We start from the raw sequence: 13686 nt of genomic DNA on the forward strand, positions 1-13686 counted from the left end.
TAAAATTAATTTTTTTAATAAAAAAATAATTAAATCATTAATTCGATACTTAACAAAAGTATATGATCTTAAAATAATAAAGAATAATGTTAAATTAATCAATGGATTAAAATAAATTAAATCATTAATCTTATATCAATAAATTAAGTAAATTTGAAAGGTAATTAAAGTAACAAAAAAAGTAATAACAAATAAAGCATAAAAGAAATAAAATGAAATTAAAATTGATTGGTAAAACTGATAGTAAAATTGCGTAAACCGATTAACCAAAACTGTGGCAGAAGTATTAACATAAACCTTATATGATAATAATAAAATATTAGTTATTCACAATAATATTACAATAATATTGATTTTTAAAATGTTATCTCATTGCAAAATAATCCGTTTATAATGCTTAAAATTTTGTAAAACTTGAATTAAAATTGCTAAGAAAAATAAAAAAGAACCCGTTATTAAAATAATATAGATTAAATTTAAAGTCACAGTAATAAAAGCTCAATTAGTATAATGGCGAATAAAACGCGTTAAAAAAAATGAAATTCCAAAATATAGAATAAATAATATGGAATATATATTAAAAAATGTTTGAAAATACTTTTTGAAATTTGTCTTCATTTTAATCACCTATATGACATTGCCCACTTAATATTATATCTAACTTTAAATTCAATTAAAAACCCTTTGTGAACTAACAGTTAAAACCAATTAACAATTATTTTATCTATTAATAATGTTCAGAGTAATTATACCGTGAAAAATTTTAAAATAAACGAAAAAAATATTTTTTATGATGGTTTTTTAACATATAATGGAAAAGATAACAATTATCATTTTTTATTAATCCTTTTATAATTATGAAAGAATGGAGCCAAGATATGCACCAAAAACAAATAAATTTTTTTATGAAGAAAAGTGGTGTTTTTTGATTTTTTGCCATTCCATTATTAATTATGTTATTGTTAGTATTGGTCTTTTAATTGCAACAGGATGGTATCCAATTGATTATCAAATTGCTGTCGAATTTGCAAAAGGCTTAACAAATGAATTTGTAAAATACTGAGTTTATTTTTATGATCAATTAGGAAATACAGAATTAATTGTAGTTGTAATAATTTATCTTGCAATTTTAATTGAAACATGGTTTTTAATAAAAATTAATCAAAAAAACAAAAAATTTAAAAAACACTATTGAATTACAGCTGCTTATTATTTTTTAGGTTTAAGTGCCTGAGTAATTGGAAATACCGTTAATTTAGCATTAATTCCTAGGAAAGATGACGGATTTGGACCTAGAATTGATTTTATTTTATTTGATGATTACCATTATAAATTAACAAGTGCAATTTTAGTTTTCTTTTATCAAACAATTCTCTTGAGTCTTGGTTTATACTATATTCGTTATTGTTTAGTTAAAAAACAACGCCTATTAACGGAACAACATTGATTAAAAGCCGTAAAAACCGCAAGTTTTTTAATTGTGTCTTATTTTATTATTGTTATTATGAAAGGAGCAACTCATCGAATTTACTGTTATAATGCTATTTTTGGTGATTTAATACAAGAACATACCACCTTTTTAGATCACTATTTACAATCATCTTTTCGTTACGGTTATAATCTTGGGAATGGCTATGTTAATAATATTCCCACAGAATGACAATACCCATGATGAAAACCAGCATTTGCCTTATTTAACAATCCCAATATGCCAACATTTAAAACACCATGAGAATATGCTTTTCCTAGTGGTAATATTAACGCAACATTTTGTAGTGGTGCATTAATTCTTTTATTTTTAAAAAATAAAAACAATAATAAAATTAATTGAAAAATAAAACTATGCTTCATATTATGATTATGTCATATATTATCGATGAATTTTGCCCTTATTGTTGAAAGATTTCATTGAATTTCAGATACTGCTTTCACTTTTATTTTTTCAACATTAATGATTATCATTATTCATTTTAGTGTTAATAAAATCTTTGCTAAACATCTTGCTTTATAATAAAAAAGGGTTTAAAATCCTGAATAGAATTTTAAACCCTTTTAATTTAATTTTTTATTTATTAATTAAATGATACGTGTCTTCACAAATCATTACTTCTTCATTTGTACGCATTGCATACACTGGGTAACTTGCGTGTGGAGTTGAAATTAAAATTTCATTTTCATATGAACTTTGATTTGCTTGCGTTGATAATTCTAAGTTCAAAAGTTTAACTTCATTAATTACTAATTGACGCATTTCACTTGAGTTTTCACCAATTCCAGCCGTAAAAACAACAGCATCAAGTTTAGTTCCTAAATCATTGGCATAATCAACAATATACTTTGCGATTCGTTTTGCACTCATTGTTAAAGCTAGTTGACTACGGCTATTATCTTTACTGCTTTTAAAGACATCACGTAAATCTGAAGATACCCCCGAAATTCCTAATAAACCAGATTTTTTATTTAATGTATTAGTAATATCATCTAATGATGCACCAGTTTGGCTAGCAATAAACTGATGAATTGAAGGGTCAATATCACCACTACGAGTCCCCATAATTAATCCTTCTAAGGGCGTTAACCCCATTGACGTGTTAAAACTTTTTCCATTTTTAACCGCACAAACAGACGCCCCATTTCCTAAATGACAAATAATGGCATTAAGATTTGCCGCAGGTTTTTGTAAAACTTCTCGTAAGCGTTTTGTAATGTAACGGTATGAAATGCCATGAAAACCATACCGACGAACTTGATGCTCAGTATATCATTCGTATGGTACTGAATATAAATAATTTTCTTCTGGAATTGTGGTATGAAATGATGTATCAAAAACAGCTACATTTGGAACTGAAACAATCCTACGGAACGCTTCAATTGCCGCAATTGCAGGTGGATTATGTAATGGTGCTAATGTTACCATTCGTTTAATTTCGGCAAAAACTTCATCGGTAATAACCGTTGATTGCGTAAACTTTTCACCACCATGAACAATACGGTGCCCAATTCCTTGAATATCAGAAAAATCTTGAATAATCTTGTGCTCTTTTAACTTAGCAATTAAAACCTTTGCTGTTGCACTGTGGTCTGATAAATCTTCATTTGTTTGAAACTCTTGCCCATTAAATTTAATGGTAAAAATTCCATCAATATTGATTCGCTCCGCTAAACCTTTACAAATCACTTCGTAATTATTATTAGTTACTTTATACAGTTGAAATTTCATTGAACTACTTCCCGCATTTATTACTAAAATCATATTATTTTCTCCTTCACTTAATTATTTTTTATTATTTATAGACACATAAGTATGCCGTAACAAGAACGGTGTTATAAATATCATTAATTGTTGCTCCCCGCGATAAGTCATTAACAGGACGATCTAAGCCAATTACAATTGGACCAACCGCTTCAAATCCCCCTAAACGTTGAGCAATTTTATATCCAATATTTCCAGCATCTAAATTTGGAAAAACAAAAATATCGGCTGGGGCTGTTAAAGATGATGTTGGTGCTTTTTTGTTCCGAATTGTATCATCTCATGCCGCATCAAATTGAAATTCCCCATCAATTCGACAATCTTTCAATTCTTTTGCTTTTAAAATTTCATATGCTTCACGAACTTTATCAACAGAAGTTCCTCGTCCTGATCCTTTTGTTGAAAATGATAATAAGGCCATTTGTGGTTTTTTAAATTCAAAGACTTGACTTGCTTCATATCCTAAATAAGCAATATCCGCTAGTTCTTCCGCTGTTGGGTCAATGTTTAATGCACAGTCAGTAAAAATATAACGTTCATCATTACGAACCATTAAAAAGAATGATGAAACTAATTTAACCCCTGGTTTAGCTTTAATAATTCGTAACGCTGGACCAATAATATCTTTTGTATCATAAGTAATTCCCCCAACCATTCCATTAGCTAAACCTTTTTTAACTCATAAGACAGCCAAATAATTACATTCACCAACTAATCGTGTTGCTTCTGCAATTGAAACTTTTCCTTTTCGTAGGTCCACTAAATATTCAGCTAATTCTGCCATATTTTGTTCTTCAGCAATTAAAACTTCTGCTTGACAATCAGCAATTGTCGTTGGAACTTCAGCATGAGTTTTAAAAACAAGAACTGGAGTAATATTTGTTCCAATTAATTGTTTTGTAACTTCTTGAATTCGTTCTGAATTTCCTTCCGGAAAAATAATTTTAATTTTCTTTGAAAATTCATTAATTTTTTTAAGTGTATTTTCTAATACATTCATCTTTAACCCTCTTTCTCATTAAATCTTTACCAAATAATTATATTACTTTTTTTAATAATTTTAGAAAAAGTGTGCGATTAATTGGTAATTATAAAATAATTTTTGGTACTTTAATTAAATTTTTAACCCTTATTGTAATTGTTGTAATTTTGATAAACTAATCTTTGTTTCCCATGTTCCATCTTCGTGCACCGCACTGCCCAAATGAACAGCATCACAATATTGACTAATTGTTTCATAATTAGTTAAATTAATCCCACTGCCACCTTGAATTTGCACACCATAATTACGTAATGCTTGTAACATTGCCAAATTTTCCATAATTGGTGCCGCTCCTCCTTGGGTTAAAATTGTCTTAACCTCTAACTGTGCTAGTTGTTGAACTGTTGCTATTTTATCAGGAATTAAATCAAATGCGCGATGAAAAGTAACTGCTAATGGATATGCTAAGGTAACTAATTCTTGCATTCGAACAAGATCAATTTGATAATCGGGTGTTAAAATACCAACAACAATCCCTTCCGCTTTAGTTGTCTTAATATAGGCAATATCCTTTTTAATTTGTTGATATTCATCATCAGGACAATAAAAATCTGTATCACGATGACGGACAATAACACGAATTGGTATTTTAATTCCGGCAGCGCTTTCTTTAATAACATCATATGGTGGGGTTAAACCACCACGGTTTAAATCAGCACACAATTCAATCCGGCTAATATTTCCTGCTTGCGCAATAATTTGACAATCATGATAATTTGTTGCAATAATTTCAATAAACATTTATTCTTGCTCCCCATTAATAAATTTAATGCGATTAATAATTCCATTAATCTTATTATTATATGTTCCTAATTTAATATTTAATAACAAAACATTATTTACCTTTAACAAATTAGCATAATCTTTATAAATCCCAGCAAAAGCAGTAATACTAATTTCTCCAGTTTCATCGTAGCAATCTAAAAAAGCCATCTTATTATTATTTTTATCAGTAATTACTTTACTTCGTTTTACTAATACTAAAACATTTGTTGACCCCAAACTTAATCGTAAATTACTAATTAGGGTTGTTTTATCTTGATAACCTTCTTTTTCACGAATATACTTTAGCGGATGGTTTGATAAGTAAAACCCTAAAAACTCATATTCTTTTTCCAAACAAATAACCTCATCATCTGGTTCCATTACTAACTCTGGTTTTTCAGCTAGAGAAAAATCAACAACTAAGTTTTCATTTTCTTCTTGGGTTTTAATTAATTCAATATAGGTAATAATTCGTTGATAATTATTAAATAAAGTAACACGATTCATTTTAAATAAATCTAATGCTCCTGAAAAACATAATGCTTCATAAGTTTTTCGATTTAACCCTTTTTTATATAAACGAATAAATAAGTCATATAAATCACCAAAAGGACCATTACTTTGATATTCACTAGCAATTTTTTTAAAGAAAGCAAAACCAATTTGTTTAATGATTAATAAAGGAACACAAATTTGATTGTCAACCGTATGATATTGGCGATACGGAGCATTAATATTGGGTGGAACAATTGTTAAATGATTCTTTTTTGCTAAGGCAATATAATCATTTGTTTTATGTTCATCACCAATCACATTCGTTAATAAACTAGCTAAAAACTGTGAAGGGTAATTTGCTTTTAAATATGCCATTTGATAACCTAATAGCGAATAAGCAACAGCATGGCTCCGGTTAAAACCATAGGCGGCAAATTTATAAATTAATTCTCAAATTTCTTGAGCAGTTTTTTCAACATAATGATTTTTAATTGCTTCTTTAATAAATTCAGTTTTCATTTGGGCCATAATACTAGCATCCTTTTTCCCCATTGCCCGGCGTAAAACATCAGCTTTGGCTAATGAGAAATTAGCAACTTTTTGGGCAATTAACATAACTTGTTCTTGATAAACAATAATGCCATATGTTGGTGCTAAAATTTCAGTTAAGCGATCATCAATATAGGTAACTTTTGTTAAATTTTTTTTTCGTTGAATAAACAATGGAATATTATCTTGTGGTCCTGGTCGATATAATGACGAAGTTGCTACAATGTCTTCTAACTGATCAGGAACCATATCAACTAACACTTTCGTCATTCCAGGTGATTCTAACTGAAAAATCCCTTTTGTATCACCTTGAGCTAACAAATGATAAGTTTTTTGATCATTTAATGGCAATTTATTAACATCTAATTTTACTTTTGCTTCTTGATAAATATTATCAACAACATCATGTAAAATTGTTAAATTTCGTAATCCTAATAAATCCATTTTCAAAATTCCAAGTTCTTCTAAATAATTCATTGAATATTGCGTTTGATAAATGCCATTATAACCTTCTTTAACTGGAATAATTTCTTGTAACCGTTGCTGTGTTAACACAACTCCCGCGGCGTGGGTTCCTGTTTGACGTGGCAAACCAATAATTTTTTGTAAATGTAAAAATACTTGGGGATATTTTTTTTGATAAATTTCAAAAACAGGATTAGAACCAATTGCTTGCTCATAATGATAATTATATTCCAAGGGAACTGCCTTACTCATTTTATCAGCCTCTTCAATTGCAATGTCAAAAATTCGACAAATATCACGAATTGCCATTTTCATCCCAATCGTTTGAAAAGTAACAATATGTGCGACATGGTCTCTCCCATACTTTTCAAACAAATATTCAACAATCATTTCCCGTTTATCATCTTGAAAGTCAATATCAATATCAGGCAAACTTTTTCGTTCCGGATTTAAAAAACGTTCAAAAAGAAGATTATAAGCAATCGGATCAATTGTTGTAATGTCTAACAAATAACTGACTAAACTTCCAGCAGCACTTCCACGCCCCGGACCAACAAAAACATTTTGTTGTTTAGCATAACGAACATAATCTCAAACAATTAAAAAATAATCATTAAAACCCATTTTATCAATAACATCTAATTCATAACTTAACCGTGCTTCATATTTGCCATGAAAACCATTTAACTTTTTTGCTTTTAACGTTGTTTGACAAATTTCTGCTAAAAATTGTTGTGCTGTTTCACCATTTGGAAGTGGATATTGTAACAAATTATCAAAAATAGTCCCTTTGTTTAATGGAAAAATTTCAATATCAGTAATAAACTGCTTAATGTTTTCAAAGTATTCTTCATAACGACTCGGTGGTGCAACTCAACCATATAAATCATTTAATTTACTTTCCTTAAATAAAGTTTGTGTTTTAATCGTATCAACAACTTTATAAGCGGTAAAATCATCACTGGTAAAATATTGCACTTTGTTATTCCAAATAATCTGTTTTGCTGCTCCTAAACTAAGAAAGCGATCTAATAGCACGGCATTCCCATTATTCACGCCTAAAAATAAATCATTTATCTTAACTAAATTATTTTTTAACGTTTGAAATACTTTTGGTTGATAATTATCAACAGTATAATTAATAATAATTTTTAAATCAGTTGTTAAAAACTTACTAAGGTCGTCAAAAGTTAATGTTGTTTTATGTTCAGCATTAATCATTATTAATGATGAAATTTCAACTAAATTAAAATATCCTTTTTGGTTACGAGCAAATAAATTTAGATTATATGATTCATCATCAAACAACATCGTAACATTTAACCCAATAATTGGTTTAATATTGTTTTTTTTAGCAAGCTGATGAAACTCATAAACACCAAACATATTACTATCACAAATTGCTAAAGTTGAAAATCCATTCATTGTTGCATAATTAAAATATTTATCAAATGTAATTAAAGATGATAATAAACTGTAACTTGTTCGAACATTTAAGTGGGGAATCATCATACTTGTTACCTCTTTCTACTTTCATTTTAACGAAAAAGAAAATAAAAACCACAATTGTGGCCTAATTTTATAGTTTAATGACAATAATAATAATCATTACAACAATTAAAATTGCTAAAATTCCAAAAACTAAAAAACGCCATAAACGGGGGTTTTTCTTTGGTGTCATTTCTTGTAATAATACTTTTTCTAAATCAATAGCATTTTCATTATAAAAATTATTTTTCTCTTTGTTCATATTTACAACTTTAATATCATCATCTTTAAAATCACGAATGATTAAAAATTCTTCATCAATTAAAATTGTTTCTTCTAACAAATTAGTTCGTGAACGTTCTGTTGATCGTAATGCTCGTTCATTAACTAGTGTTTTTGATGTTTCTTTCTTTTTTTGAAAAAGATTAGCTTTCTTCATAGATCTCATCCCTGTCAATTACATATGTCTTTATATTCTTATTAATTATAACATCAATTATTTCTTGTCACATTAAATTTTGTTCTTGGAATTCCGTTTGTTTTATGCGTGGTTTTGTCACTGGATTTTTTGGAACAAAAAGACTGCAACAATCTTCAAACGGTAAAATTGATGTTTGATAAGTATCAATTTCTTTTGCAATTGCAATGATTTCATTTTTATCAAAACATAATACTGGACGTAACACTGGTAATGTTGAAACGTTATTAATAACATTGATACTTTCAATTGTTTGTGATGCAACTTGCCCCAATGATTCACCAGTAATAATTGCCTGACAATTTCATTTTGTAGCTAAAATGTTTGCAATTCGATAAAACATCCGGCGCATAATCGTAATTCGATAACTTGCATCAGGAATATGCATTAGTTCATGTTGCAACATTGAAAAATTAACAACATGCAATTTTTGTTGATTTTGACCAGTATAATAATGTAATTTTTGCACTAAAGTTTTAACTTTTTCTAAGGATTCTTCACTTGTGTGGGGTGGTGTTGCAAAATGTAAATATTCAACATTCATTCCCCGTTTCATTGTTAAAAAAGCAGCAACCGGGGAATCAATTCCCCCCGATAACATTACTAATCCTCGCCCAGAGATTCCAACTGGTAAACCACCAATGGTTTTAATTTTGTTAATGAAAACATAGGTAAATTCACGACGAATTTCAACATCAATTTGCAAAGTTGGATGATGAACATCAACTTTAACATCTGTTTGTTGCAAAATTTTTGGTGCTAATTGTTGCTTAATTTCCGTTGAAGTTAATGGAAATGTTTTATCGCTCCGACGAACTTTTAACTTAAAAGTATCTGGTTGATAATATTGAACTAATGTAATTGCACAATTAGCAATTGTTGTTAAATCCCGATCAACACGTTTTGCCAATGAAAGTGATGATGAACCAAAAACATTTTTAACAATATTAATAACTGCTTCACTAACGGTTGGATCTAATAATTCAATAAATAACCGATCAAATTCTTTCTTTAAGCGATATTGTTTTTCATATCCTTGTAACTTATTTTTAATATTATTGACTAACACCCTAGTAAAATCATTCCGATTTTTCCCTTTTGTTGTCAACTCTCCATAACGAACTAATATTACATCAAAATTCATTTTATACTCCATTTTTTATTTCTTTTTTCCTCGTTCTTCATTAATAATTTTTAATGTTAAAAACAATGATCCATCATAATCCCCATCACGATATGCAATTTGGGCATTTCGTAACTGATCATCAACATCATCATTTGTTAAAATATATTTTTGGGCATAAACTAATGTTTCTTGCGCTAATAAATCTAATAAAATATTATTTTTAATTTTTTCAAATAATTTTAACACTTCTATTTTTAGGCGATTTAGTTTTCCTGTTACCTCATCAACTTCATAACGATTATTAACATCAAACGAGAGTTGTTTAACCTTTTCAAGGGCTGTTCGATAATCATTAATTGATTTTTCATATTTTGTTAATAATTTTCGATATTGTAATTGATTTAATCGGACTTCAGCTTGTAATAAAACAACTTCCAATAAATGAATTGTTTTTCGAATTTCAGTTTCCGCAAAATTACGCTTTTCAATAATCTTCACAACATTTTCTAAGGCTTCTTGAGCAACAACCGCATTTTCTAATAAACGAACTAGTTCTTTATTAAAACCAATATAATCACGGCCATTACGATTTATTTCTAATACTAAACGATTTGTATCATGCGTTAATTCTTTTGTTTTACCCATTGCTTCACGATAAACACCTTCTTCATATTCGGTTAAGGTTGATGAACTACGTAAGGCTTCAATTTGTCGTGAAATGACATTAAAACTACGTTCAATTTTATTAATATATTCCATCACAACTTTATAATATTTTTTAAAACATGCAATGATTGCTTTTTGATGCTCAATTGTTTGATCAAAATCACTAATATGATTAATAATTTCAATTGTTTTTTTCGTTGCTTTTTTATATTGTAAATTATCTATATACTTTGAAATTAAAATTTTTGTTTCATCAATATTTTTTGTTAATTCATCAAAACTATATTTTAAGACATCACGACTATTTTCATCCTTATTAAATAAAACATATTTATCTTTTAACAAAGATAATTTGTTTGGAACTACTTTTGTTAAAAATGTTTTAATTTGTGGAATATTATCTAAAATTTCAACAAAGATTATTAATGAAGTAGTAATGTTTGATAAAATTTGTTCTGTCTTTGCAAAATTACCAGCTGTTAAATAATCTTCAAACTCATCAAACATTCCTTCAATATTTCGTTCAAAATCATTAATTTTTTTCGTATCTAACGAAACATTCATTTGCAGTTTAACGGCATCTTCTAATAATGAATTAAACATTTTTTTATGCGCTAAAATATAATCGCGTTGTAATAATTCAATCTGTAATTGACTATTAATTTCATCTAATAAACGACGAGCTTCTTCTTCCAGTAATGTTAATTCTTTTAATAATGGAATAATTTTTTGAGCAGATAACTTGGGCATCTTTTTTGGCGTTGTCTTATTAATTTGATATAGTTTGCGAAATACTTCTAAACAACTTATTAACTTTTTTTCATAAATAATTTCATATTTTGTTCGTCAAACCATGAGATCTTTAGCATAACGATTATTATGACGAGCAATTTCTGAAATTCGAAAAACTTTATGTTTTAATGGTAATCGTTTTAAAATATCAAACTTTTGTAAAATTTTAATTTCAACTGTTTTTAAATGCCGTTTTCTGCCCCAAAATAAAAGTGTAATACTTAATAATAACAAGCAAACAAAAAATAAAATAAATAATGTTAATTTAAGTGGATTACTAATAATATTATTAATAACATTACCCATTTTATCTTGCCCCCATCAAACTACATATCAATTGAATTATAGCACTTGCCAAAAATATTACATTAAAAATTAAAAAAATATTGAATTATCCTGTATTTTATTATACAATAACTCCTAGACAACACAGAGAAGCAGCAGAATTGCATAGTAATATTCTTAGTTTTTAAACACTTATGATTTAACCATTAAAAGTAACCCTAGCTGTTAGGGCGAAGCAAAAAACTTCCATTATTAGAGTAATTCAATGAATCTTTTTGTATGTCACAATGATATATAGGAGGTTTTTTTAATGGCACGTTATCGTGGAAGTACATTTAAAAAAGCAAGACGATACGGATTTAGTATCTTAGAAAATGACAAAGAATTTTCAAAAGGGAAAAAAAGAACAACAGCCCCAGGTCAACATGGGCAACGCCGAACAAAATTGTCAAACTACGGATTACAATTACATGAAAAACAAAAAGTTCGTTACATGTATGGTTTAACAGAACGTCAATTCCGTAATACTTACAGTAAATCAAAAAAAATGAAAGGAATTACCGGAACTAACTTCTTAATTATGTTAGAATCACGTTTAGATAACATTGTTCACCGGATGGGATTAGCACAAACAAGAGCTGGAGCTCGTCAATTAGTAAACCATGCACATATTTTAGTAAATGGAAAAAAAGTTGATATTCCATCATATAGTTGTAAACCAGGTGATGTTATTAGCGTTAAAGAAAGTTCACAAAAAAATGTTAAAATCTTAGAAAGTTTACAAAGTCAAGTTAGCACGTTAGAATTTGTAAAATTTGATAAAGCTAAGATGACTGGAACATATGTTCGTTTCCCTGTTCGTGAAGAACTAAATAGTAATATTAATGATGCTTTAATCGTTGAATGATACAACCGTTTAGTATAAAAAAACATCTCAGAAGAGATGTTTTTTTATTCTTAAATAATTAAATTAAGCAATATCGATATTAAATATTAATGCTTCCTGTTTCTTAATTGTATCAACAATCGCTGGGTTAAATTTTGATTTTATTTCAAATTCTATATCTGTTACTTTACAACGTATATTTATTGCTTGTTCTAAATCATTAAAATTAGTAATTTTTTTTCATTGTTTAGTTGTTTTATCCAAATATTCAAATATCATTTTTTTAGTAAAGGTTGCTGTGATTGAAATACTTTCATTAGTGATTAAATCAAGTTTTTTAAAAACAGCCTCAGTTAACAAATTCTTAATTGTATCACTAGATAATATTATAAAATTATAATGATAATCCTCGTTACCAAGAATTGCCTTCGGAATTGTGATAGTTATGCCCCAGTTTTCATTTAAACTCTTTGTAAATAAATTACTAAACGAATCTTTAACTCTTTTAATTTCAAGTAATTCTGTCATTGCATAACTAATTTTAGATTCATTCTCACTTTGTTCTCATGGTTTATTATATTTAACTTTACCACTAGCAACATCTTTTGATGAACCTAAGGTTTCTAATAATAATGGTTCATCAGCAGATGACCATTCACCATTCTTATTTTGTCAACCTTCTAAAATATTATGAAAAAGTGATTCAAGATTAGTATTAAACTTTAAAAATTCGTCATCTTTTTTAATTGCTTTATTTTTGATTTTACTATTAACGCTTAAAAAACCATCATTATTAATATTTTTTGGTTTAGCAAATAAATATTTCCCTAATAAAAGTAATTTATTATCCGAATTATTAATATCTTTTTCTTGCTGCAGAAAATTATTAAAGTTAATAACATTTGGTAATAACGCATTTAAAATATCAAGATATTTACCTTGATATGTTATTGTCAGACCCGTTATTATTTTTGTTTCACCCGAAAAAGTACTTTCTTTATAGTCTTCTCTTAATAATTTACTAAATTCAGAACTTAATTGTAAACTATTAACAAATTCATTTCATTGTTTTCAATGAGGGTCACTCTCATTAAAACTGGTCGGAATTACTGTTGGCAAAGGGCCTAAACTATTAACTGATGTTAATAGTTTTAATATGTTACTAAAAACAGATGCTTCTACAAGTAATGAAACATTTAACCTTTCATTATCACCATCTAAATTAGTTATATTTTTCTTTATTGTTTCAACTTCTTTAAGATTTAAAACATTAGTCATAAAGTAAACTGAAAAAATTGTATTTTTTTGTTCAGCTATTTTATTGTTTTTTAAATCATGCCCTTTAAATTTTGCGGTTAATTGTAAATGACCATGTGCTTTTCATCGCCCCGCTTCA

11 protein-coding genes are annotated in these 13686 nt (G+C 27.8%); 2 read left to right on the forward strand and 9 right to left on the reverse strand.

Annotated features, from left to right (window positions below):
* Positions 1 to 618 (reverse strand): oligosaccharide repeat unit polymerase (locus tag TS70_RS01610; protein WP_198049223.1); only part of this gene is annotated, 618 nt, incomplete at its 3' end.
* Positions 619 to 925: 307 nt separating this feature from the next.
* On the opposite strand from TS70_RS01610, the gene TS70_RS01615 reads away from it, so the two are divergent.
* Complete coding sequence (locus TS70_RS01615; RefSeq protein WP_232332302.1) at positions 926 to 2011, forward strand: phosphatase PAP2 family protein; 1086 nt, start codon at positions 926 to 928, stop codon at positions 2009 to 2011.
* Between the two features lie 54 nt (positions 2012 to 2065).
* Here the strand turns inward: TS70_RS01615 and TS70_RS01620 are convergent, their stop codons facing one another.
* From TS70_RS01620 to TS70_RS01650, 7 genes are all read right to left on the reverse strand, one after another.
* On the reverse strand, positions 2066 to 3253 hold the full coding sequence (locus tag TS70_RS01620; protein ID WP_040093904.1) for an acetate kinase: 1188 nt from the start codon (positions 3251 to 3253) through the stop codon (positions 2066 to 2068).
* A gap of 31 nt (positions 3254 to 3284) precedes the next feature.
* On the reverse strand, positions 3285 to 4253 hold the full coding sequence (pta, locus tag TS70_RS01625) for a phosphate acetyltransferase (RefSeq protein ID WP_198049224.1): 969 nt from the start codon (positions 4251 to 4253) through the stop codon (positions 3285 to 3287).
* Between the two features lie 129 nt (positions 4254 to 4382).
* A complete protein-coding gene (locus TS70_RS01630) occupies positions 4383 to 5036 on the reverse strand; it encodes a copper homeostasis protein CutC (protein ID WP_198049225.1) in 654 nt (217 codons plus the stop codon).
* The gene (locus tag TS70_RS01635; protein ID WP_198049226.1) at positions 5037 to 8081 is read right to left on the reverse strand and encodes a DNA polymerase III subunit alpha; all 3045 of its coding nucleotides are present in this window, start codon (positions 8079 to 8081) and stop codon (positions 5037 to 5039) included. It lies immediately after the preceding gene.
* Between the two features lie 67 nt (positions 8082 to 8148).
* Positions 8149 to 8496, reverse strand: a complete 348-nt coding sequence (locus tag TS70_RS01640; protein WP_127093134.1) for a hypothetical protein — start codon at positions 8494 to 8496, stop codon at positions 8149 to 8151.
* A complete protein-coding gene (thiI, locus tag TS70_RS01645; protein ID WP_198049227.1) occupies positions 8483 to 9679 on the reverse strand; it encodes a tRNA uracil 4-sulfurtransferase ThiI in 1197 nt (398 codons plus the stop codon). The genes TS70_RS01640 and thiI overlap by 14 nt, the downstream gene beginning before the upstream one ends.
* A 15-nt stretch (positions 9680 to 9694) precedes the next feature.
* Entirely contained in the window at positions 9695 to 11425 is a 1731-nt protein-coding gene (locus TS70_RS01650) for a septation ring formation regulator EzrA (protein ID WP_198049228.1), read from the reverse strand.
* Positions 11426 to 11714: 289 nt separating this feature from the next.
* On the opposite strand from TS70_RS01650, the gene rpsD reads away from it, so the two are divergent.
* Positions 11715 to 12329, forward strand: coding sequence for a 30S ribosomal protein S4 (rpsD, locus tag TS70_RS01655; protein WP_040093914.1), 615 nt, complete (start codon positions 11715 to 11717; stop codon positions 12327 to 12329).
* A gap of 45 nt (positions 12330 to 12374) precedes the next feature.
* Here rpsD and TS70_RS01660 read toward each other — a convergent pair whose 3' ends face one another.
* Positions 12375 to 13568 carry a hypothetical protein gene (locus TS70_RS01660; RefSeq protein WP_198049229.1) on the reverse strand — a complete coding sequence of 398 codons (1194 nt, stop codon included), beginning with the start codon at positions 13566 to 13568 and terminating at the stop codon, positions 12375 to 12377.
* Positions 13569 to 13686: the final 118 nt, after the last annotated feature.

This window comes from Spiroplasma sp. hyd1 (assembly GCF_016082235.1).
GTDB lineage: Bacteria > Bacillota_I > Bacilli_A > Mycoplasmatales > Mycoplasmataceae > Spiroplasma > Spiroplasma poulsonii.